Raw genomic sequence first — 21,948 nt, forward strand, 5'->3', positions numbered from 1 at the left:
TGTTCACGGTGGAGATCATACCATTTAATCGGAACACCGCGCACAAGAAACCCCAGAACACGCAAAGTTGGCTGGCAAGGCCCGGCCTCAGCCCGGCAGGGATATCCGGTAGCAATGCAGCGCAAGCCGCAACTTTCCACCGCCGAACGTCCCCCCGGTCGGCGTCAGCCGCACCGCGGTCTCGGCATAGAACGTCATCGGTTGTGACAGCAGGCCGGTGCAATAGGACCCCGCGGCCACCCCCATGCCCGCGCCGAATTGGCCTTGCGTCGCCGGCGTGCCGAGGCTCCAGCTCGAGAGCCCCCCGGTCAGGGTTTCGGTCACCCGCGCCGAACAGGCAAAGACCATCGAATCCTTCGGAATCATCAGCGTCGTGTTCTGCGCGCTCCCCGCCGCGACAACGTGCTCGGCGCCGATCACCTCGATCCGCGACGCCGCCCCGCTGTCCGTTCCGGCCAGCCAGTCGGTGCTCCAGGCACCGTTCAGGAATACGGCGGAACTGTACTCGTCCTCGATCCAGGCCCGCCACCCCGCCAGCGGCTGCGCAAATACCCAGCCACCGTTGGAGCCGATGGCAACCCTGCCCGCCTGCCCGACCCAATCGCCTTGCGCCCCGGCAGCCACGGCATAGCAATCGCCATCCACGACGCCCGTAGCCGGCGGCTCGGTCAGCTGCCGGGACTTCAGCCGCAGCTGGGTAAGCCCGTCCAAACGGACCAGCGCCTCGTTCACGGTCACATGTTTCTGCGCCTGCGCGGGTTGCAGCAGAGGCAGCGTCAGCGAAGGGGTGTCAGTCATTGATCTCAAGACTCCTGAAAGGTCCGGCTCCGAAACGGTCGGAAATCTGCGCGACGCTGAGCGTGAAGCCCCCGTCGCTTCCATCGAGCGCGCGTTGCGCTGCGCTGTAGCTCCAGCTGGAGGTTCCGACGGTTTCTTCCCTGAGGACAACGCCGCCCGCCTCGACCCTGAGCAGGTAGAGCTCCCGCTCCTCGCCCAGAGGCACCTCGTAGGCCTGCCAGCTGTCTCCGTCGGTTCGGGTTCGCCGTACCCAGTTGAAGCGCTTGGTGCCGCCGGCATCCGTCGAGACCCGAAGATGCGCCGGCCTGTAGGGCCGCAGCCCCACCCCGTCGAAGGACTCGACCATGTGGGTGTACGAGGTGCCATCGTAGGATTGCGAGGCCGGCCCGACCCGGTAATGCCGATCCAGCCCACGCAGCGCATCCGCCATCTCGATCTGTTGCGGCGCGCCGTCGAGCAACACCACGAGACTGCCGACCGGCCACTCCGCTGGCATCACCCCGTCGGTGCCCGCCTGCCCCCGCAGGCGCAGGCCAAGCTCGTAGGTGTCGGTCTCGACCAGCGTCGCCTCGGCGAACTGGAACACCTCCCAATTCGCCCCACCGGCATCCCCGATCGCGGCCACGTTGGCACCGTTCAGCATCGCGGTCTCGGTGACCGACGACAACAGTCCCGATCCGAACCGCACGCGCAAACCAGCCCCTCGGTCGAGGACCCCCGGCTCGGCCCGCTGCAGAATGCTCTCCGTGATGCCGATCGTGGCGCGGCTCTCGACCACGCTGTTCAGCTCGTACCCGTCATCCTCGCTCGAGGAATACAGCGCAACACTCCCCGGCCAGGGCCGCGCGGTCACGGCCAGATGCGGTGCGACGGGATCCTCGCTGCCGGTCAGAAGCGGAAGATCCATCAGGACGGGATAGACCGGCATCGGCGCCAGATAGGGCTTCAGGCGCAACCCCTCGGCAACATCCGTCGCGGGCCTGTAGACGCCGGGTTCCACGCGCACCGCCTCGAGGCTCAGCGCCTCGCCTGCCTCTGCCCGGTCCACGCGATACAGAGCCTCGCTCCCGTCGCTCGAAATGCGGACAACGTCTCCCGCAACCACGTCGCGCCGGGAGGGCGGCAGCTCCAGCCGAACCGTCTCCCTGGCGACACGCGCCTCCGCGAGCCACCTCTCCACGACCCTCTGCGCCTCTGCCCCGGAGAGCGACATCGGCAGCTCGGAGGTCGACACGACAGCATCCGTCTCGTCCGGGAATACGGCCTCCGCCGCCCGAGTGTCGAAATCACCCGCTGCCTGCACGTAGTTCAGGCGTACACGCCCCGACATCTCGGCCTCCGGCGCCCGCACCTTTTCCACCCGTCCCTCGAGTTCGGATGTGTAGGCCACCCACTCCGGATCGATGTCCAGATCGACGCGCCCCGTGCGGGTCCGGAAATGCAAGTGTCCCTCATGCTCGCTCGCATCGAACCCGTGCGCCAGCATCAGCGGCTGGATCGCGGATCGCGCCCCGGCCACCTCCTCTATGGCATAGCCATGCACGATCCCGTGCAGCGACGAGACATCGACATTCCCGACCCCGGAACGGGCACAGATCTCGGACACAACCGCGGCAAGCGTCTCGGAACTGGTCCGCCCGTTCAGCCAATGGCCGGTGACATAGTTCTCGCCATCCTGCCAAAGCGTATCATTGCCGGGAAAACTCGGGAACGGGCGCGCATCCCATGCCCAGACATGGGCCCTGTCCATGTCCACCATCGGACCGCCGTAGAGGGACGAGACCGGGTTGTTCCCCGCCTCCCGCCAATAAAGATGCATCGCCCGCAAATATTGCGCCTGGATCAGGTCATCCCGCGTGCCGCTCGAATAATGCGGCACGGTCGACTCCGAAGACTTGGGATCGACGAACTTGTTCGGCTCGTTGGTGCCCTTGTCGATCGCCGCGCAACCGAGTTCCGTGAACCAGATCGGCTTGCTCTCCGGCTCCCAATCGGTCGGACCATTCTGGCGGACGCCCCCGATGCGCTCATGGTGCCGGTTCTTCCACCAGTTCAGGATGTCCTTGTAACGGAACACCCAGGGCTCGCCATGCGCCCCATCGGTGATCGGCACCCGGTCCTGAGCGTCTCTCCCGGCCTCGTCGGCATAGTACCAGTCATACCCTTCGCCGCCGGCGATGTTGCTGCGCAGGTAGCCAACATCGTAGATCGACTGCCAGTCGACATCTGCATGGTCGGGCCCGTCGCGCCAATCGGACAACGGCATGTAATTGTCGATCCCGATGAAGTCGATTTCCGGATCCGCCCAAAGCGGGTCGAGATGGAAGTAGACGTCCCCCGTCCCGTCCTGCGGCTGATATCCGAAGTACTCACTCCAATCGGCCGCATAGCTGATCTTTGTTTCCGCTCCGAGGATAGTCCGCACGTCAGCCGCAAGCCGCCTCAGCTCCGCCACGGCCGGGAAGCTTCCCTCCTCGCCGCGAACACGGGTCAGGCTGCGCATCTCAGACCCGATGCAGAACGCATCCACCCCGCCCGCCAGCGCACAGAGATGCGCGTAGTGCAGAATGAACCGCCGAAACGACCATTCCTGCGGGCCGATCATGTCCACCGTCGAGGAACCGGGCGCGAAATCCGTCACCGTCGCCTCGCCGAAGAACTCGAGCACCTCGTCCGTGGCCACGGCCGTTTGGTCCGGGCTGCCCGGCAGTCCCGGAGCCAGCGAGGTCGTGATCCGGCCGCGCCAGGGCAGCACGCTCTGACCCGTGCCGCCCGTCCAGGGATCGGGGAGCGCATTGCCCTCCATCTGCTCCATCAGGATGAAAGGATAGAACAGCACCTCCCTGCCAGCGGCCTTCAGCGCACGGATCGCCTCGATCACGGACTGGTCGGTCGGCGTGCCACCATAAACGGCCCGCCCGTCCTGCTTTGGCACCGTCCCCGCATCCGCCCGCGGAAGTCCGCTGACCCGCCACGGCATCCGGTTCCCGTCAACCTCCGTCTGCTCGACCTTCGGCCGGATCCGGCAGGAGCCACAGCGCAGATCATCCCCGAACCAGGAAACCACCAGCGAAACGGAACCGCACTTCGGCAGTTCCTCAGTCAGGTGCTCCAGCGAGGTCGCAAAGTCCGTCTTGCCGCTCGGAGAATTGACGTTCGCAGAGGTTTTCCAGCCGATCCCGTTCGAATACTCGACCGGCGTGGTCGCCAGCGCATATTCCCCGGTGCCCGGGATCATCGCCACCGCACCGATCATCTCCGACAGGCTCCGTGCCTCCTCCCGAACATGGGCGGAATCGGTCGCCCGGATCACCTCGAAGGAGAACTGCGGCACGCGATTGCCAAAGGCGTCAAGCTGGAGATCCTCGAAAACCACATAGGCCAGCCCGCGGTAGGCAGGCGCATTCTCGGTGCCCTCCACCGCCTCGATCTTCGGGTCCGGCAGCTGGTCCTCGGTCCCGGAATAGACCCGCATGTTCAGCCCGTCGCGGTCAAGTTCGACCCCATCGGCCCAGATGCGCCCCACGCGCAGGATCTCGCCCTCGCAGAGCGCAACCGCGAGGCTGACGGAGTATCGGTAGCTTTTGGTCGTCGTCCCGCCGCCACCGCCCTTCCCGCCCACGGTGCTCGTTTTGGACTTCTCGCGGAATTTCGAGGACCAGATAACCTGTCCGCCAAGGCGCATGCGCCCGTAGACCTGGTTGATCGCGGTCCCTTCGCTCGCACCCGTCAATCGGAAGCGCTCCAGCCGGCCGGTCTCGATGACCTCGCTGCCCCCGCCCATCAGTCGCTGGTCGATCACCCTGCCAAGCGTCGCACCGACGGCACGCCCGATGACAGCCGTGGAAATCCCGAACGCCGTGCCGCCGACCGCGCCGCCAATCGCCGCGCCGGCCGCCGCAAGTACAAGTGTTGCCATCATCGAACTCCTTGCGGAAATGCGAAACGCGCCACAATGCGCTTCCTCCAGGGATCGGAGAGCGCGGATTCCAGCACGCTGTGACCGCTGTAGGCGTGAATGAAACTCGGCCGGCCATCCCGCTCGGCGACGATCCCAAGATGCTTCGCAACACCGGCCGCGCGCATCCGGAACAGCACAACCTCACCGGGCCCCGGTGTACCCGGAAGCTCGAGACGGACCAGGTGCCGCTCTGCGGCCCGCCAGAGCCGCTCGTCACCGGCTGCCTCCGACCAGTCCTGCGTGTAACCGGGTACGGCTTCCGGCTCCTCACCGAAAAGCTCCCGCCACACCCCTCGGACAAGCCCGAGGCAATCGGCACCCGCGCCCTTCACCGAGGCCTGATGGCGATAGGACGTCCCGATCCATCCGCGCGCCAGGCCAACAATGCGGGCCCCGTCCTCGACGGCCCCAACCGACATCGCTTGAGGGTCAACCATTGAGGCTCCCTCCATCGTTGTTGTCGTCCTGTTTCGGATATGCGGTGAGCCAATCCTCGCCCGGAACATGCGGAAAGCCGCGAAAGTTCAGGAAATTGCTGAATTTTTCCCGGCAAGTCAACGCCCGCTTGTCGCAGCCAGCCTCCAGCCGGACCGTGTCTCCGACCGCAAAATCCGAAGGCAACGCCTGCCAAAGCTCCACCACACGCGCGCCATCCCCGAGCCGGTCTCGCTTGACCAGCCCAATCAGCCCGCTGGCGACCCCGTCCCGCACGACAAGCCGGCCCCGTTCGAACCAGCGGTCTTCATGCTCGCCGGCATCCGGAAGCGTGAGCACCGTGCCACCCGAGATTGAGAGCACGATGGCCTCGAGCGCAAAGCCCGGAGTGTCAGTGTCGAAACCACACCGGACATCACCGAGCACGGCAGAACAGGTGGATTGATAGACATTCCCCTGCGGCTGGTTCAGCCCCTCCGTCACACCGCGAAGCTCCGCCTTGAACAGATCGCCCGACCGGGTGACCTCGCCGAGACTTCCCCCAAACTGGACCATGCGGTCCTCCGTATCCTTCCAGTTCACCAGCCATGAGGTCACCGCCGCGCCGTCGTAACGCCCCGCACCGATGTCATCCTCGGTGATTGCCGACCCGCTCAGCGCGCCCACGGCCTCGGTGTTGTTCACCGCCAGCCCGGTCGTCTGCTCGAGCGCCGAGGCAGTAAATCCGGAGGCCGCAGCAAATGTCATGCCGTCGAACAGGACGTCGACGTCGTGGTCGGTGAACCCCAGCTGTTTTCCATCCTTGCGGACAACCAGCCAGCAGCGGCAAACCGTCGTGCAACCGCTCGCGAGATGCTCCAGCAGACGCTGGCCCGATGCACTGAACACCGCCATCAGACCCGCACCTCCACGACCGGCACATCCGGGATCTCCCCGGCTTCGAATCCCACGGCCGAGATCCGGATGGACTCGGTGTCGAACCGGACCGGCACGTCGAACTCGAACCCGGCCGTCACGCTGGCCCCTATCACGGGGGCGGTCGCAAAGGTCACGATCCCGGTCGTTGTATCGACGCTCCAGGCAGTGTTCGAACTCTGCGCCACACCATCGACGGCCACGCGCACCGTGCCGGCCACGGGCTTTCGGATCGGACGGACATATTCGGAGCTGCCCGACAGGTAACGACGGCTGAGCTGGAATTCTGTCGTTACGCCGTCGCCCTCGCCCAGGATCTGGTCCGTGGCGCTCACGTCCTGCGACGGGAGACTGGACTTGAAGTCCGTCCAGTCCTTCCAGCGAAACCCGTGCAACTGCCCGCTCCGACCTTCGAAGAAGGCGATCAGCAGTTGCAGATCGTCCAGCGACCGCACCCCGACGCCCGCATCATAGCGCCGACGGGAATGGGCCCAGGGCGTGTTGCGCTCCTCGAACCCGTTGGCAAGCGTGACGATCTCGGTGCGCCGCTCCGGCCCGCCGATCGAGCCAAAGCTCAAGGCCGCCGGGAACCTGACCTCGTGAAACCCCATGTCCGATACTCCTCGATTGCCTCACCGGTTGCGCTGGCCGCGGCCGAGCATTCGGCCGACCTGGGCCGCGATCTGCGTCTGGCTCTTGCGAAAGCCCTCCGCATCCGGCGTGGAAATATTCATGACGACCTGCACCGACCGCGAACTGCTCCCGTCTGCCTTGACGCCAAGCTTGCCATCCGCACCGCGGGTCAACGGCATGATCGCCTCAGGCCCCGCCTCGCCCATCAGCCCGGTGCCACCGCGCATCGGAAAGGTCGTGGGCGAGGTCACGACACCTCCCTTGGCAAACGGCATCACCCGCCCCTGGCTGAAGCTCGCGCCATTTGCGAAGGCGGCCGCACCGACCCCGGCTATACCGGAGGCGATCATGTCGCTCACCTGGCCCGTCACCGGCTTGATCGCGGCCGAGTAGGTCGCGTTCACGATCGACTGCGCGACGAGCTGCAGGGCGTCCGACGCCTTCAAGCCGTCGAACACCAGCCCGTCGAACGCCCGCCGCAACCCGCCGCCAATGCTCGACGACAACGTGCCGACGCTCGCGCTTGTATTCGCCATGTTCAGCTGCATCTTCTGCAGCTCGCCACCAAAGACAGCCACCAGCGAGCCGGCGCCGTTCAAGGTGCTTTCCAGCGCCTCGATCTGCGTGTCGAGGGCCTCCACGTCATCCGGGTCAAGCGCCATCGCCGCCCCCTTTCCATGTATCGGGATAAGCGCGCGCCAGCTCGTCGAGCCGCGCGCGCGTCAACGGTGTCTGGGTGGCGTCCGCCCCCAGCATCACCATCAGTTCCACCGGGGTCAGCCTCCAGAAGGCCTCCGGCGCGAGCCCGAGCTGGCACAGCCCGAGCCGCATCAGGCCAGCCCAGTCCATGCGCTCAGCCCTGACTGTCCGGCAGGGAGAAGGCCCGGGCCAGCAATTGCGCCGCCACCTTCGCCGCCTCCGTTGCGCCGCCAGCCACTTCGACCGTCAGCAGGTCGGCCACGGTCCCGCCCCAGCCGCCGCCGCGCAGGCCGGCGACCACCAGCGCAAGCACATCGCGGGCCGAGAACCGCCCCGCCTCGAAGCGCTCGACCAGGTCGATCAGCGAGCCTTCCGCAAGCCCCGCCTCAAGCTCCGCAAGGGCGCCAAGCGTCAGCTTGCAGACATGCGGCTCGCCGTCGAGGTGAAGCGTCACCTCCCCCGTCCACGGGTTCGCCATGGATCAGATCGCCGAGAACAGCAGCACCCCGGCCGAAGCCAGCGACATCTCGTAGGTGGCCTCGCCGTCATGGCTGCCGGAATACTCCAGCGAGGTGATCTGGAACGCCCCCTCCACCGTGCCAAAGTCGGGAATGATGACCTGGAACATCGGCGTCTCGGCGGCAAAGAACGCCTCCCGCGCCCGCTCGTCGGTCTGCGCGTCCTTGAAGACGCCCGAGCCACTGATCGACGCGCTGCGCACCCCGGCGCCCGCCATCAGCTCGCGCCAGCCGCCTTGGCTCTCCAGCGACGTGATGTCGATCGTCTCGGCGTTGAAACTGATCCGCGTCGCCCGCAGGCCCGCCGCGGTCTGGAACTGGCCGCCGCCAGTCATGTCGATCTTGATCAGAAGATCCTTGCCGGATTGTGCGCCCATGGCCGTTCTCCGTTGTCGTGTTCAAGTTGTTGGATGTCATTCGTCCTCGACCCGCGCCTCGTAGCGCAAGTCGATGCGTCGCTTGGCGCCGGACCCCACGCGCCGGGCCTCGGCTTTGAGGAACCGCATGTGTACGATCCGCCCCCGCATGAGCGCAGGCGGCGCGCCGTCCAGCGCGTCCGATATCGCCACCGCAACGGCCTTGGCCCCGAGAAACCCGCCGCTCTCGCTTACCACGCTGACGGTGAACCGATGCCGCGCCCCGTTGCCGGTCTTGTCGCCCGCCGGAAGAGCGGTCTCGTGCCCGAAACTCACGTAAAGCGAGGGAACGGTGCCGGAGGGAACCGCGTCGTAAACGTCGCTGCCGACCAGCGCCGAAACGCCCGCATCCGCCAGCAGGTGCTGGTAGAGCGCCGATTGTAGCGCAGCAGCCGTGCCATAACTCATGCCGACACCTCCTCTTCACGCGTGAAGCAGGTCAGGAAGCGGCCGCGCGCGTCGGCGTCGGCCACGGCAAGGATCCGGAAAACCCGGGCGCCCTCCCGGAACCTCTGATCCGGTTTCGGCCGGCTCGGCGCGCCCGGTGCCGCCGAGCGGACGGTGATGCGGTAGGGCACGCTGGAAAGCGTCAGGAACTCCTCCTCCGTCTCCTTGCCCGTCCCGGCATTCACCTCGGCCCAGAGCGTCCCGAGCACCGTCCAGCTTTCCTCGAAGCCCCCGGCGCCATCCGGCGTCCGCTCCAGCGTCTCCAGCGTCAGCTTGCGGGTGAGATCCGGTTGCAGCACGCTCATCGCGCGCCCCCGCCCAGAAACCGGACGTTGCGCCAGCGGTCCACCAGAGACGAGACCCCATACGGCATCACCGCCCCGCCCACGCGCATCTCGTGCCGGTATTCGTAGTAATAGGCCGCCAGCAGCATCACCGCCTGTGCGAGATCGGCGGGAACGTCGGCCCAGGTCGGCCCGAACCCAGCGGTGAACTCGATCACCACGGAGCCCTGCGGCGGGATCGTCGGCAGCATGCTTCCCCGCGCCATCATCAGCGGGCGATGGGTGTCCTGCTGCAGCCGATACTTGGACGGATCGACAAGGCTCTCCCAATCCAGGCAGTCAACGATCCTGACCGCGTTGATCACGCTCACCGGCGCCACCGGCAATGTCTGCGCCCGGCCGTCGCGCCAGCCCATCAGGCTCAGGCTGAAATCCCGTTCCAGAAGCGCCTTCCCGGTCCAGGCCTCCACCGCCGCGATGGCGGCCCTCAGGAATGTCTCCAGCAGGCTGTCTTCGGCCCCCTCGTCGGCAAACCCGGTGCCAAGGCGCAGGTGGTCCCTGAAGTCCGCAACCGGCAGTGCTGCCGCAGGCGCTGTGGTCTGCTCGACTAGCATCATGCATCTCTCCGAATGTTTTCGCCCCTCGAAGGCTGTAACGGCAGGCGCGCACCCCGCATCGCTCGGACGGAGGGGAGCAGCTGGACAACGCGGTGAGAACCTCATGGCACGCACCTGCCAACGGGCCCGGCCCCCCGAGGCCGGACCCGTCATTCCCGGAAGCGTCAGCTCACCGAGAATTTCAGGACCTTGATCGCGGCGAAGTCGCTCACGTCGCCACCCACGCGCTTCGTTGCGTAGAACAGAACGTGCGGTTTGGCCGAGAAGGGATCACGCAGCACCCGAAGGTCGGGGCGTTCCGCCACGGTGTAGCCGGCCGCGAAGTCGCCAAAGGCGATGGCGGTCGCGCCACTTGTGATGTCGGGCATGTCTTCGGCGATCAGCACCGGATAGCCCAGAAGCCGCGCCGGCTCGCCGGCGGCCAGACCGTCCGACCACAGGAAGCGACCGTCGCCATCCTTGAGTTTGCGAACCGTGCCGGCGGTCTTGGAGTTCATCACGAAGCTCGCGCCGCCCCGGTACTCCGCGCCCAGCGAATAGACCAGGTCGATCAGCGCGTCGGCGCTGGCAAAGGCACCATCGGCGCCCGAGGCGACATAGCCGATGCTGCCCCAGGTCCAGGCCGCGTCATCCACCGTCGGATGGGTGAGAAACCCGGTCGGTTTGTCCACGCCATCGCCGTTGACGAAAGCCGCGGCTTCGGCGCGGGCGAACTTGTCGGCGATGCGTCCGGCGAGCCAGCCGTCAATGTCGAAGGCGCTGTCATCCAACAGGCGCTGGCTGGCCTTCGGCATCGCGGACAGCTCGTGCAGCGGAATGGTGATCCGCTCGATCTGCGGCGTGTCGGTCTCGATGGAGCCGCCAGTCTCGGTCGCCCAGCCGGAGCCCAGCTCGCCGTGATCGATCAGCACATCGAAGGAGGTGGCTTCGACCGTCACCACGTTGGCGATCGAGCGGATTGAGGCGTCCGACTTGAGCACGCTCTTGATCACCGCGGCGGTCTCCGGGTCGACGAGGTAGCCGCCATCGGCCGCGACGGCGGTGGAGAGCGCCTTGCCCTCAAGGTGCAGCCCGCGCAGCGCGTCATCGTCACCCGAACGCAGATAGGCCTCGAAGGCCTTCTGATGCGGGGCACCCTCGGCCTCGGCGGAGGTGGCAAGCGCCGGGCGTCCGGCAATCATGGTTTTCCGATCCAGCATGGTCAGTCGCTCTTCCTGCTTGTGAATTCGTGTCTTGATGTCGGCCTGAAAGTCCCTGAAATCGTTCAGGAACCCGATCATAGCCGAATTGAGTTCGGGCACATCCTGCCCGGTCCGAGCCTTCGTCTCGGGTGTGCTCATCGCTTGAGTCCTTCCAGCAAGGGCTTGGGGAGGTTGGCGCGGATCACTCCGCCGCCAGGTCACGGCGGGCCGCTTCCAGCGCCTCCGCCAACTCGCGCATCAGGCCGGTCTCCGGGGTATCCCCCTTCGCCCCAACCCGCGCTTCGGGAAGCATCGGGAAGGTCACAAGCGACACCTCCCAAAGCTCCAGGTCGTGCAGGAGCCGCTGGCCCCGCGCATCCTTCTCGGCCCGCTTCGTGCGGTAGCCGATCGACAGGCCGTCGATTGCGCCCGCGCCGATCAGCGCGGCCGCCTCGCGGCCCTTTTCAACCTCGGTAAGGATCCGGCCCTTGACGAAGAGCCCGCGCTCATCCTCCCGAACCTCGTCCCAGACGCCGATCGGCTGCGACGGGTCGTGCTGCCACAGCATCTTCACCCGCCGTTCCGCCGAGGCCATTGCCTTGAGCGAGGCCGCATAGGCCCCGGGCTGTACCACGTCGCCGCCCTGGTCGCTCTTGCCGAACAGCGAGGCATAGCCCTCGATCACCGCGCCATCGGTCACCGTCAGCGCGGCCTCCATCTGGCAGAACTTGCGCTCCAGTCCGGAGCCGAATTTCATGTCCATGATCAGATCCCTCTCTTTCGCCCTCAGACACCGCCATCCACGACGGGCGGCAGGCCCAGCAGGGCGCGTTTCTCCGCATCGGTCAGGAAACTCGCGGCCCCGATCCGCGCCCACTGCGCCTCCCGCTCCACGCTGAGCGCCGGGATCTGGTCGAGGTCCGGCGCGAGTGTCACCACCTCGCCCGAGAAGCGGGACAGCCAATCGGCAATCGTCGCCGCCACCCGCGTCGCCAGCGGCAGCACGGTCAGCCGGTAGAACGCCCGGTTCGCCTCCTGGTAATTGGCGTAGGTCATGTCGCCCGGGATCCCGAGCAGCATCGGCGGAACCCCGAATGCTGTCGCGATCTCGCGCGCCGCGTCCCGCTTGGTCTCCTGGAACTCCATGTCCGACGGCGAGAACCCCATCGGCTTCCAGTCGAGCCCGCCCTCGAGCAGCATCGGCCGCCCGGCGTTGCGTGCGCCCTGGTGGTGCATCTCCATCTCGCTCAGGAGCCGGTCGTACTGGTCTGCCGTCATCGTCCCCGGTCCGCCATCCGCACCCCGGTAGACAATCGCCCCCGAAGGCCGCGCGGCATTGTCCAGCAGCGCCTTCGACCAGCGCGACGCACTGCTGTGCACGTCGATCGCCGTCGCCGCTGCCTGCATCGGCGAGAGCCCATAGTGGTCATCCTGGGGATGGAAGCTGCGGATGTGGCAGATCGGGGCGACCTCTGCAGCCATGTCGAACCGATGTTTCCGCCCGCCCACCGTGTATTCATAGGCCACGGGCCAGCCGTCCTTGCCCGGCACCAGGTTCATCCGGTCACTTCGGAGCACGTGCAGCTCGAATGGCATGCCTCCCGAGCCAACCGCCTCGATGTATCCGTTCCCGGAAAGCAGGATCTGACCGAAAAGCGCCTCCAGAAGGTCCGCCCGGCCCTGCGCGCCGTTGGGCCTTGCCAGCAGTGACAGGACCGGATGCGTCTCGTACCGACGGCCCGTGTCCTGGCAAACCAGCGGCACCGCCGCCGCAGCCTCGGCGATCAGCTTCACGCAGCGAAACCCGATCGGATTTCCGACGAATCCGCTCTTGGTCAGCGAGGCCGTATCCCTCGGCGACCAGACGACCCGCCCGGCCCCCTGCCAGGCAATGACCGGCCCCGTTGCCGAGGCCTTGCGTTCCGGAGGTGAGGCCGTCTGCGCCTCCCCATCGGACCGTCGCAGGAAATCCAGTACCATGCGCTTTGCTCCTTCGTTTCCCAAGGGGCGCGACGCCCCGGCATTTCTCGTCCGGCCCCCTGCCAAACGGCAGGGGGCGGGCACGCCGGGAGAGGGCGCGCGCTCAACCGGCGCGCACCACGATCTCCCGTCTGTCTCTTGAAGTTTCGCTCCCCGGCGAGAACGTCACGCCAGGCACGTCCAGGACCGCGAAGGCCGCTTGGCCGGCTCAGGGTATTTCCACCAAGAAGAACGGAGCATCGCCCCTTCTTCTTGGCCCAGATAGCCAAATTCCGTCGCCGGCCCTACTCTCCCACGATGACCACTTGGCGCTGCGGGGTCACAGCGTCCTGAGCCTTGGCCGCCGGAATTGCCCCGCCGGCCCGATCATCAACTCCGTCATTGCCCAGACCAAAGCATCGAGCCGGTCGGGCGAGCCCCTGCCCTCGTAGCCGCGCGTCGTCATCCGGCACATCTGGTCCTCGAGGTCGCCAAGCCCGCGCAGGTGCCTTACCCGCCCCTGCTCGTAGAGTGCGGCCACCGGCTCTGCCCGCGCCGCTTTTCCCCTTTGCGCCCGCACAGCCCGAATAGGCAGCATGGGGTCGATCTGGTTCAGTACCGTCTGCACCAGGTCGCCGCCCTGGTTGACCTCGGCCACGAGGCGATCCGCCCCATGCCGCTCCCGCGCCGCCACGGCCGCATGCGCCCAGGCCATCGGGGAAGACGCCGAGACGCTGGCATCTTCCAGCACCCAGGCCACCCAGTCCTTCGGGTCGCCCTTCATCTCTGCGCCGACGACCACGATCCCGCATTCGTCTGACCCTGCGTGGCCCGTCACCGGCGGGTCGATCGCGACGACGATCCGGTCGAGCGCCGGCGGCGCGTCCCTCCGCGCCCGCTCGATCAGCTCCGAGGTCCAGAGTGCGCCCTCGCTGTCCTCGACCAGCACGCCATCCAGTTCCTGGCGCCCAAGACGCGTGCCGCCGTAGCGTGCCTCGACCTCTGCCAGGAAACTCGCGGCCAGGTTCGCCCGGTTCGCCTCGGTCGGCGCCGATGTCACGACCGTCGACTCCCGCTTCAGAAGATCTTTCAGGATCTGCACGTCCCGCGGGGTCGTTGTCACGCATTGCTGCGGATTGTCCCCGAGCCGTAGCCCGAACTGCAGCATCGACCAGGTTTCCTCGGCCTTCTTCCACTTCGCCAACTCGTCCACCCAGGCACAGTCGAACTGTGGCCCACGCAGGCTCTCCGGCTCGTGCGCCGAGAAGACCTGCGCCACCGCTCCATTCGGCCAGACCAGCCGCTTTCGGCTGGCCTGCCAGTCCGGCACGCGGTCGGGCGGCGAGCAGGCAAGGATCCCGCTGTCCCCGAACACCATCACCTCGCGAACCTGCTCGACGGTCTCTCCCACCAGCGCCACCCTGCGGGCCCGGCCGGCATCCCGGGGCCGCGGGCCCTCGACCTTCGACCGCACCCATTCGGAACCGGCGCGGGTTTTCCCCGCGCCGCGCCCACCCAGGATCACCCAGGTCTTCCAGTCACCCGCCGGCGGCAACTGATGCGGCATTGCCCAGAACTCGAACAGCCAGGGCAAGGCACAGAGCGCCGGTTGGGACAATTGCTCAAGAAACGCCTCCAGCACCTCGGGCGGCTCGGATGCGAGCAATTCTGCTCCCGATCTCATCGCGGGCCGCGGTAAGGTCGAGAGCCTGCTGATGAACATTCCCGACGAGCTTCCTGCGAAGGTCTTCGACATGGCGCGCCTCTTCCATCATGGCGACGGAAGCCTTGCGGAGTTCCGACAGGACCCCCTTGAGCTTCCCTGCACGATCGGTCTTCCCCTGACCGATCTCCTCAATGATATCCGTCAGCTCCCTGGAGCCGCTGCGATAGAGCGTAATGGCCTGATCAAAATACTGGCCGGACTGGTCACCCGATTGCTCGGTTTCGAACGTCTTATCCATGGTATGAACCTGCTCTTTCTCATGCCTCCGCACGAGCGAAACGAAAAAGCGCCGAGACCATCGGTCCGGCGCTTGCCCACTTCTTCCAGCTTGACTTGTTTCTACCCTGGACCGTTCGCCGAGTCAAGTTCGACGTCTGCCGCGCGAAATGAACACCGCGCGGCAGGTTACTGTTTTTTAACCTTTTCCCTACTGGTTCGCCCGCTGCGCCTCTATCTCGCGCCAGCGCTGAACGTTGCGGTTGTGCTCCGCGAGCGTCTCCGCAAAGGCATGGCCCCCCGTGCCATCGGCAACAAAGAAAAGGTAATCGCTCTCGGCCGGGTTCAGCGCCGCGGCGATCGACTCGCGGCCCGGGTTGGCGATCGGGGTCGGCGGAAGGCCGGTGATCACGTAGGTGTTGTAGGGCGTGGCCCGGCGCAGTTCGCTCTGGCGAAGCCCACGGCCGAGCGGCGCCTTGCCCTCGGTCAGCCCGTAGATCACCGTCGGGTCGGTCTGCAGCCGCATCCCTTCCTCAAGGCGATTCTTGAAGACACTGGCCACAAGCGGGCGCTCGTCCGCCACGCCGGTCTCCTTCTCGACGATCGACGCAAGCGTCAACGCCTCGAGCGGGGTTTCCAGCGGCAAGCCCGGAGCACGCGCGGCCCAGAGGTCGGACAGAATCGCCGCCTGGCGCTCCGTCATCTCGGTCAGCAGGGTCGCCCGGTCGCTGCCCCGCGACAGCTCGTAGCTGTCCGGCGCCAACGCGCCCTCGGCCGGAACCTCGGCAATCTCGCCCCTCAGGAACGGCGCCTGCTTGAGCTCCTCGACCACCTGCCAGCTCGTCACGCCCTCGGCGAGCGTCACCCGGTAGCGGGTGCTCGGGTTCTCGAGGATCGCGCTCAGCCCTTCCGGCTCCGGATCGACGCCCGGCACAAAGCTCGCCAGCTCGACGTAAGTCTGGGTCGCGGGATCAAGCTCCCGCACCAGCATGTTCGCAGTGGCGACGCCGATCCGGTAGTTGATCTCCGTGCCGCAGGTGCTGCGCCCGCTGGACGTGATCGCACCAAGGATCTGGTCCACCGAGGCACGCGGTTCGACGACAAAGCTGCCGGCCTTCAGCTGGCTGGCGCGGTTGCTGTATTCGGCACCCAGCCGAAACACCATGGCGTTGTCGATGGCGCCCTGCGCCAGCAGGTCCTCCGACACCCGCGACAGGGACGCGCCCGAAGGCACGACCACGCAGATCGCTTCCTCCAGCGGGCCCTCGCCCGCGTATTCGCTGCGGCCCCAGGCGAGGATGCCGGCCACCGCCAGCATCAGCACCACGAAGACCGTCAGCGCGTTCGAGGCGATTGCCCGGGCCATCAGGCGTCGACCTTGCCCATGACGAGGCTGGCATTGGTGCCGCCGAAGCCAAAGGAGTTCGACATCACGTAGTTGATCTCACGCTCCCGCTTTGCGTTCGGCGCGAGGTCGATCACCGCACCTTCCGGCGGCGTGTCGAGGTTGATGGTCGGCGGCGCCACCTGGTCCCGGATCGCGAGGATACAGAAGATCGCCTCCACCGCGCCCGCGGCGCCCAGAAGGTGCCCGATCGACGATTTCGTCGAGGACATCGTGACCTTGCCGGCGGCATTGCCGAGCAGCCGCTCGACAGCGCCGAGCTCGATCGTGTCGGCCATGGTCGAGGTCCCGTGCGCGTTGATGTAGTCGAGATCGGACGCCTGAATGCCGGCGCGTTTCAGTGCCACCTGCATCGCCCGATATCCCCCGTCGCCATCCTCGGACGGCGCGGTGATGTGGTAGGCATCGCCCGACATTCCGTAGCCCAGCACCTCGGCGTAAATCTTCGCGCCACGTGCCTTGGCGTGCTCGTATTCCTCGAGCACCACGACACCCGCGCCCTCGCCCATGACGAAGCCGTCCCGCTCGGAATCCCAGGGCCGGCTCGCACTCTTCGGATCGTCACCGCGCTTCGTGGAGAGCGCCTTGCAGGCATTGAAGCCGGCAATCCCGATCTCGCAGATCGAGCTTTCCGCCCCGCCCGCGACCATCACGTCCGCGTCGTCCAGCGCGATCAGCCGCGCCGCATCGCCGATGGCATGAGCGCCGGTCGCACAGGCGGTGACCACCGAGTGGTTCGGTCCCTTGAATCCGTGGCGGATGCTCACCTGGCCGCTCGCGAGGTTGATGAGCGAACCGGGGATGAAGAACGGCGACACCCGCCGCGGCCCCTTCTCGTTCATCAGGATCGCCGTATCGGCAATGCTGCTCAGCCCGCCGATGCCCGAGCCGATCATGACCCCGGTGCGCAGACGGCCTTCCTCGTCCTCGGGCGTCCAGCCGGCATCACGCACCGCCTGGTCGGCCGCAGCCATCGCGAACAGGATGAAATCGTCGACCTTCCGGCGTTCCTTCGGCTCCATCCAGTCGTCGGGACTGAAGGTCCCGTCGCTGCCGTCGCCCTGCGGAACCTCGCAGGCATACTTGGTCGTGACCCTGGCCGGGTCGAACCGCGTGATCGGGCCCGCGCCGGATTCGCCGGCCAGCAGGCGGCTCCAGGTCTCCTCGACGCCGCAAGCCAGGGGGCTGACCATTCCCAGACCGGTGATTACCACTCGCCGCATGTCGTGCACCTTGGTGTATTGTTGTCTTTCGGGGGGTGATACACGCGCCGCTCTGGCGGCGCAACAATCCGAGACCGCAGCCAAAGCCACGCGCCCCGCTCAGCGGCGCACCGCCGATCCCCTTGCCGAAGCGTGTCAGAAAGAGAAATGGCGCCTCCATCCGGAAGCGCCAAAACGGTTCGAGCAAGTGTCGAGCCGGAGTGCCGTCAGGCGGCTTCGGTGATGAACTTCACCGCGTCGCCGAAGGTCTGGATGGTCTCGGCCGCGTCGTCCGGAATCTCGATGCCGAACTCTTCTTCGAAGGCCATCACCAGCTCCACGGTGTCCAGCGAGTCGGCGCCCAGGTCGTCGATGAACGACGCGCTCTCGGTCACCTTGTCCTCGTCGACGCTCAGGTGCTCGACCACAATCTTCTTCACGCGATCCGCGATGTCGCTCATGTCACTTCCTCATGCGTTGGGGCTTGCTGCCCCGTTCTTGTCCGCGCCCGCTCGGGCTTCTTAAGTTGTTGCCCCGTTTGCGGGGCAGCTCGTCCCCGTCAGGCGCGGGGCATCTTCCAGACCCGTCCCAAGGACGGGCTACGGGCCGAAAACTGTGCCGCCTTTAGCACGTTCCCCTGCAAATGCAAACGTCTTGCCCTTGCAGGGAACTTGCCACGCTCACCGCTCTCGAACCGCTTCCCGGCAACATGGGCAAAGCCTTTGTCCAGCGCAAGTCCGCAGTCCGCAATACCGGTCTGCGGCTGGCGTCAGAGCATCGCCATGCCACCGTTCACATGCAGCGTAGCCCCGGTGACATAGCCTGCTTCGGGGCTGGCCAGATACAGCACCGCGGCCGCGATTTCCTCGGGCGTTCCCATGCGCGCGGCCGGGATCTTGGCGTTGATCGCCGATTTCTGGTCGTCCGTCAGCTTGTCGGTCATCGCGGTGGCGATGAAGCCCGGCGCCACCGCGTTGGCGGTGATTCCCCGGCTTGCGACCTCGTAGGCGATCGACTTCGTCATCCCGATCATGCCAGCCTTGGAGGCGGCGTAGTTCACCTGCCCCGGGTTGCCCGTGGCGCCGACAATGGACGAGATGTTGACGATCCGTCCCCACCGCTTCTTCATCATCGGCCGCATCACCGCCCGGCAGAGCCGCATCGTCGAGGTCAGGTTGACCTCGATCACCTGCGCCCATTCCTCGTCCGACATCCGCATGAAGATCTGGTCACGGGTGATCCCGGCGTTGTTCACCAGGATGTCGAGCCCGCCCATCGCCTCGATCGCCTGCTTCGGAAGCGCCTCGACGGCCTCGGCATCGCCAAGGTTGCAGGGCAGGACATGCGCCCGCTCGCCCAGCTCTGCGGCCAGTGCCTCCAGCGGCTCCACCCGGGTACCCGAAAGCCCCACCGTCGCGCCCGCTCCGTGCAGCGCCGCGGCAATCGCTCCGCCGATCCCGCCCGAAGCGCCGGTCACCAGCGCCGTCTTCCCTGTCAGATCAAACATCCGCTTCCTCTCTTCCGGCGCCGTCGCACCTTCTTCTGTCAAAAAATATCCTGCGGGGCTCCGGGGGTGCAAACCCCGGACTCCGGTTCTCAGCCGGCGGCTACCGCCTCGGCAACATCCTTCGGCGCCCCGATCGCCCGAACAGCGACCGACTTCTCGATCCTGCGGACCATCCCGCTCAGTGCCTTCCCGGCCCCGATCTCCCAGATCTCGTCGACACCCTGACCGGCCATCCACTGAATGGATTCGCGCCAGCGCACCGAATGCGTCACCTGCTCGACCAAAAGCGCCCGGATCTCGGCGGGGTCCTGCACCGCCTCGGCGCGCACGTTCGCCACCACCGGAACCTTCGGCGCCTTGATATCCACCTGCGCCAGCGCCTCCGCCATCACCTCGGCGGCTGGCTGCATCAGGGAGCAATGGAACGGTGCGGAGACCGGCAGCAGCAGCGCCCGCTTGGCGCCCTTGCCCTTGGCGATCTCGACCGCCCGCTCCACCGCGGCCTTGGTGCCGGACACCACGACCTGCGCCGGATCGTTGTCATTTGCCGCCGCACAGACATCTCCCTGAGCAGCCTCCTGCGCCACCGCCTGCACCGCGGCCAGATCCAGCCCAAGCACGGCCGCCATTGCGCCTTCGCCGACCGGAACGGCCTGCTGCATCGCCTTGCCCCGGGTCCGGAGCAGCCGCGCGGTATCGGTCACGCTCAGCGCCTCTGCCGCGGCCAGCGCCGAGTATTCACCCAGCGAATGCCCGGCCACGAAGGCCGCGCTGTCGACTCCCACGCCCTCGGAAGCCAGCGCCCGGATCGCCGCCAGCGACATCGCCATCAGCGCCGGCTGCGCATTCTCGGTCAGCGTCAGCGTCTCGATGTCGCCGTTCCAGATCAGGTCGGACAGCTTTTCGCCGAGCGCCTCGTCCACCTCGTCGAACACGGCCCGCGCCGCCGGATAGGCCTCGGCCAGGTCTTTCCCCATGCCGATCGCCTGGGCACCCTGCCCCGGAAAAACGAATGCCCTGCTCATGAGCGCTCTCCCAAGTCTCTCGTTTACGTTGCGCCCGTTTAGCCTCATGCGCCCCTGCCCACAAGCAAAGCCGGATGGCCAGCAAGTCGCACGAGACCGGACCACCCTTGATCCCGGCCGGGCCAAGCCCCTATCTCGAAAGAAAGAACGCACAACAACGACGTCGCGGACGTCAGGAGACAGACCCCAATGCGCAATGCCGCCCTGACCCTCGGCCTGATCGGCGGTCTGATCGCCATGATCATCGGCTTCTTCGGCTTCGGATATACCGAAGTGCTCAGGGCGCATTCCGAAGTGGGCGAGATCTTCGGTCCGGTGGACAATCCCCAGCTCCTTCACACCGCGAGCTTCCTCGCGCCGCTGCTGGCGATCGCCGGCGGCGCCATGGCCCGCACCCGCGCGCTTCTGGGCGGTCTGTTGATGCTGACAGCCGGCGCTCTGATGTATTTCGCCTTCGGCTTCGGCGTCTTCACCATGTTCCCCATCGGCTTCTGCCTGATCGGCGGACTGCTGGCCGTTGCCGCCGGACAGCCCGACGAACCCAAGGCGCATTTCTGACCTCTCGCCGCCCTGCGGCGGCGCCATCCCGCGGAACCTGCGGCAAACGCCTTGCCTTGAAACCCGGTTTGGCGTAACAGCGCCCATCTCCGCACCACAATCGTGACCAGCGGCACCTCTCGTGGACGGGCTGCGGAGCCAGACGCCCGACCTATGAAGGCCGCTTTAGAAATGACAGGAGCACGCATGCCGCTTTACGAGCATGTCTTCATTGCGCGCCAGGATCTGTCCAACGCGCAGGCCGAGGGGCTGATCGAGCACTTCGGGACCGTTCTTTCCGACAACGGTGGCAAGGTCGTCGACCAGGAGTACTGGGGCGTCAAGACCATGGCCTACAAGATCAACAAGAACCGCAAGGGCCACTACGCCTTCCTCAAGACCGACGCCCCGGCGCCGGCCGTGCAGGAAATGGAGCGCCTGATGCGGCTGCACGACGACGTGATGCGCGTCCTCACCATCAAGGTGGACGAGCACGGCGAAGGCCCGTCGGTGCAGATGCAGAAGCGTGACGAGCGCGAAGAGCGCCGCCGCGAGCGCCGTTGATCTCAGACATCAGGAAAGGATTGTAACCTATGGCCGCAAAACCGTTTTTCCGCCGCCGCAAGGTCTGCCCGTTCTCCGGCGACAACGCGCCCGCGATCGACTACAAGGACACCCGTCTTCTGCAGCGCTACATCTCCGAGCGCGGCAAGATCGTGCCCTCCCGCATCACCGCCGTCTCGGCCAAGAAGCAGCGTGAGCTGGCCCGTGCCATCAAGCGCGCCCGTTTCCTGGCCCTGCTGCCCTACGCCGTGAAGTAAGGAGCAAGACCCATGGACGTTATCCTTCTGGAACGCGTGGCCAAGCTTGGCCAGATGGGCGAAGTCGTCTCCGTCAAGGACGGCTATGCCCGCAACTTCCTTCTGCCCCAGGGCAAGGCTCTGCGCGCCTCCGAGGCCAACAAGGCCCGCTTCGAGGCCGAGAAGGCGCAACTCGAAGCCCGCAACCTCGAGACCAAGGCCGAAGCCGAAAAGCTGGCCGCGACCCTCGACGGTCAGCAGTTCGTCGTGATTCGCTCGGCCTCCGATGCCGGCGCGCTCTACGGCTCCGTCACCCCGCGTGACGCCGCCGACGCAGCGACCGCCAACGGCTTCTCGGTCGACAAGAAGCAGATCGCGCTGTCCCGTCCGATCAAGGAACTGGGCCTGCACGACGTGCACGTGAACCTCCACCCCGAGGTCGACGTGACGATCGTTCTGAACGTCGCTCGCTCCGAGGAAGAGGCCGAGCTTCAGGCTTCCGGCAAGTCCATCCAGGAACTCGCCCAGGAAGAGGAAGAAGCCGCCGAATTCGAGATCGCGGAACTCTTCGACGACATCGGCTCCGCCGCGTCGGACGACGAGGACCTGCGCGGCGCGACCGCCGAAGAGGCGCCCCAGGAGCCGATCGAGGACTGATCCTCCGGCC

General features: G+C 66.5%; 26 protein-coding genes. 4 read left to right on the forward strand and 22 right to left on the reverse strand.

Annotated features, from left to right (window positions below; genetic code table 11):
- Positions 1-87 precede the first annotated feature (87 nt).
- The 22 genes from CHB86_RS04700 to fabD form a co-directional block, all read right to left on the reverse strand.
- On the reverse strand, positions 88-798 hold the full coding sequence (locus CHB86_RS04700) for a DUF2793 domain-containing protein (RefSeq protein ID WP_176442773.1): 711 nt from the start codon (positions 796-798) through the stop codon (positions 88-90).
- On the reverse strand, positions 791-4,717 hold the full coding sequence (locus tag CHB86_RS04705) for a baseplate multidomain protein megatron (protein WP_089231796.1): 3,927 nt from the start codon (positions 4,715-4,717) through the stop codon (positions 791-793). Before CHB86_RS04705 ends, CHB86_RS04700 begins: the two co-directional genes overlap by 8 nt.
- The gene (locus CHB86_RS04710) at positions 4,717-5,196 is read right to left on the reverse strand and encodes a C40 family peptidase (protein WP_245837744.1); all 480 of its coding nucleotides are present in this window, start codon (positions 5,194-5,196) and stop codon (positions 4,717-4,719) included. The genes CHB86_RS04705 and CHB86_RS04710 overlap by 1 nt, the downstream gene beginning before the upstream one ends.
- Entirely contained in the window at positions 5,189-6,088 is a 900-nt protein-coding gene (locus CHB86_RS04715; RefSeq protein ID WP_089231797.1) for a DUF2163 domain-containing protein, read from the reverse strand. Before CHB86_RS04715 ends, CHB86_RS04710 begins: the two co-directional genes overlap by 8 nt.
- Entirely contained in the window at positions 6,088-6,720 is a 633-nt protein-coding gene (locus CHB86_RS04720) for a DUF2460 domain-containing protein (RefSeq protein WP_089231799.1), read from the reverse strand. The genes CHB86_RS04715 and CHB86_RS04720 overlap by 1 nt, the downstream gene beginning before the upstream one ends.
- Positions 6,721-6,741: 21 nt before the next feature.
- Entirely contained in the window at positions 6,742-7,404 is a 663-nt protein-coding gene (locus CHB86_RS04725) for a phage tail tape measure protein (RefSeq protein WP_089231801.1), read from the reverse strand.
- Positions 7,394-7,591, reverse strand: coding sequence for a rcc01693 family protein (locus CHB86_RS04730; protein ID WP_089231802.1), 198 nt, complete (start codon positions 7,589-7,591; stop codon positions 7,394-7,396). The genes CHB86_RS04725 and CHB86_RS04730 overlap by 11 nt, the downstream gene beginning before the upstream one ends.
- Before the next feature lie 4 nt (positions 7,592-7,595).
- The gene (locus tag CHB86_RS04735) at positions 7,596-7,919 is read right to left on the reverse strand and encodes a gene transfer agent family protein (RefSeq protein WP_089231804.1); all 324 of its coding nucleotides are present in this window, start codon (positions 7,917-7,919) and stop codon (positions 7,596-7,598) included.
- Between the two features lie 3 nt (positions 7,920-7,922).
- Complete coding sequence (locus CHB86_RS04740; RefSeq protein WP_089231805.1) at positions 7,923-8,336, reverse strand: phage major tail protein, TP901-1 family; 414 nt, start codon at positions 8,334-8,336, stop codon at positions 7,923-7,925.
- 36 nt (positions 8,337-8,372) lie between these two features.
- Positions 8,373-8,783: a DUF3168 domain-containing protein gene (locus tag CHB86_RS04745; RefSeq protein ID WP_089231806.1), complete on the reverse strand. Its 411-nt coding sequence runs from the start codon at positions 8,781-8,783 to the stop codon at positions 8,373-8,375.
- Entirely contained in the window at positions 8,780-9,127 is a 348-nt protein-coding gene (locus CHB86_RS04750) for a head-tail adaptor protein (protein ID WP_089231808.1), read from the reverse strand. The genes CHB86_RS04745 and CHB86_RS04750 overlap by 4 nt, the downstream gene beginning before the upstream one ends.
- Positions 9,124-9,723, reverse strand: a complete 600-nt coding sequence (locus CHB86_RS04755) for a head-tail connector protein (RefSeq protein WP_089231810.1) — start codon at positions 9,721-9,723, stop codon at positions 9,124-9,126. Before CHB86_RS04755 ends, CHB86_RS04750 begins: the two co-directional genes overlap by 4 nt.
- A gap of 164 nt (positions 9,724-9,887) precedes the next feature.
- Positions 9,888-11,063: a phage major capsid protein gene (locus CHB86_RS04760; protein ID WP_089231811.1), complete on the reverse strand. Its 1,176-nt coding sequence runs from the start codon at positions 11,061-11,063 to the stop codon at positions 9,888-9,890.
- Positions 11,064-11,106: 43 nt separating this feature from the next.
- Positions 11,107-11,661: an HK97 family phage prohead protease gene (locus tag CHB86_RS04765; RefSeq protein ID WP_089232559.1), complete on the reverse strand. Its 555-nt coding sequence runs from the start codon at positions 11,659-11,661 to the stop codon at positions 11,107-11,109.
- A gap of 29 nt (positions 11,662-11,690) precedes the next feature.
- Positions 11,691-12,884 carry a phage portal protein gene (locus CHB86_RS04770; RefSeq protein WP_089231813.1) on the reverse strand — a complete coding sequence of 398 codons (1,194 nt, stop codon included), beginning with the start codon at positions 12,882-12,884 and terminating at the stop codon, positions 11,691-11,693.
- A 319-nt stretch (positions 12,885-13,203) separates the two neighbouring features.
- Positions 13,204-14,547, reverse strand: coding sequence for a DNA-packaging protein (locus tag CHB86_RS04775; protein WP_176442774.1), 1,344 nt, complete (start codon positions 14,545-14,547; stop codon positions 13,204-13,206).
- Positions 14,486-14,827, reverse strand: a complete 342-nt coding sequence (locus tag CHB86_RS04780; RefSeq protein ID WP_089231815.1) for a hypothetical protein — start codon at positions 14,825-14,827, stop codon at positions 14,486-14,488. Before CHB86_RS04780 ends, CHB86_RS04775 begins: the two co-directional genes overlap by 62 nt.
- 189 nt (positions 14,828-15,016) lie before the next feature.
- The gene (gene mltG / locus CHB86_RS04785) at positions 15,017-16,171 is read right to left on the reverse strand and encodes an endolytic transglycosylase MltG (protein ID WP_089231816.1); all 1,155 of its coding nucleotides are present in this window, start codon (positions 16,169-16,171) and stop codon (positions 15,017-15,019) included.
- On the reverse strand, positions 16,171-17,433 hold the full coding sequence (fabF, locus tag CHB86_RS04790) for a beta-ketoacyl-ACP synthase II (RefSeq protein ID WP_089231818.1): 1,263 nt from the start codon (positions 17,431-17,433) through the stop codon (positions 16,171-16,173). The genes mltG and fabF overlap by 1 nt, the downstream gene beginning before the upstream one ends.
- A 206-nt stretch (positions 17,434-17,639) precedes the next feature.
- Positions 17,640-17,873, reverse strand: a complete 234-nt coding sequence (locus CHB86_RS04795) for an acyl carrier protein (RefSeq protein WP_089231820.1) — start codon at positions 17,871-17,873, stop codon at positions 17,640-17,642.
- Positions 17,874-18,181: 308 nt separating this feature from the next.
- Positions 18,182-18,919, reverse strand: a complete 738-nt coding sequence (gene fabG, locus CHB86_RS04800; protein WP_089231821.1) for a 3-oxoacyl-[acyl-carrier-protein] reductase — start codon at positions 18,917-18,919, stop codon at positions 18,182-18,184.
- 89 nt (positions 18,920-19,008) lie between these two features.
- Complete coding sequence (gene fabD / locus CHB86_RS04805) at positions 19,009-19,944, reverse strand: ACP S-malonyltransferase (protein WP_089231823.1); 936 nt, start codon at positions 19,942-19,944, stop codon at positions 19,009-19,011.
- 189 nt (positions 19,945-20,133) lie between these two features.
- On the opposite strand from fabD, the gene CHB86_RS04810 reads away from it, so the two are divergent.
- The 4 genes from CHB86_RS04810 (at position 20,134) to rplI (ending at position 21,938) form a co-directional block, all read left to right on the forward strand.
- On the forward strand, positions 20,134-20,502 hold the full coding sequence (locus CHB86_RS04810) for a hypothetical protein (protein WP_089231825.1): 369 nt from the start codon (positions 20,134-20,136) through the stop codon (positions 20,500-20,502).
- A gap of 186 nt (positions 20,503-20,688) precedes the next feature.
- Positions 20,689-21,045 carry a 30S ribosomal protein S6 gene (gene rpsF, locus CHB86_RS04815; RefSeq protein ID WP_089231826.1) on the forward strand — a complete coding sequence of 119 codons (357 nt, stop codon included), beginning with the start codon at positions 20,689-20,691 and terminating at the stop codon, positions 21,043-21,045.
- Positions 21,046-21,074: 29 nt separating this feature from the next.
- Positions 21,075-21,302 (forward strand): 30S ribosomal protein S18, encoded by a 228-nt coding sequence (gene rpsR, locus CHB86_RS04820; RefSeq protein ID WP_005852865.1) that lies wholly within the window; start codon positions 21,075-21,077, stop codon positions 21,300-21,302.
- A gap of 12 nt (positions 21,303-21,314) precedes the next feature.
- The gene (gene rplI, locus CHB86_RS04825; RefSeq protein WP_089231828.1) at positions 21,315-21,938 is read left to right on the forward strand and encodes a 50S ribosomal protein L9; all 624 of its coding nucleotides are present in this window, start codon (positions 21,315-21,317) and stop codon (positions 21,936-21,938) included.
- The last annotated feature ends 10 nt before the right edge of the window (positions 21,939-21,948 follow it).

The organism is Tropicimonas sediminicola (genome assembly GCF_900188335.1).
Classification (GTDB): Bacteria; Pseudomonadota; Alphaproteobacteria; order Rhodobacterales; family Rhodobacteraceae; genus Tropicimonas; species Tropicimonas sediminicola.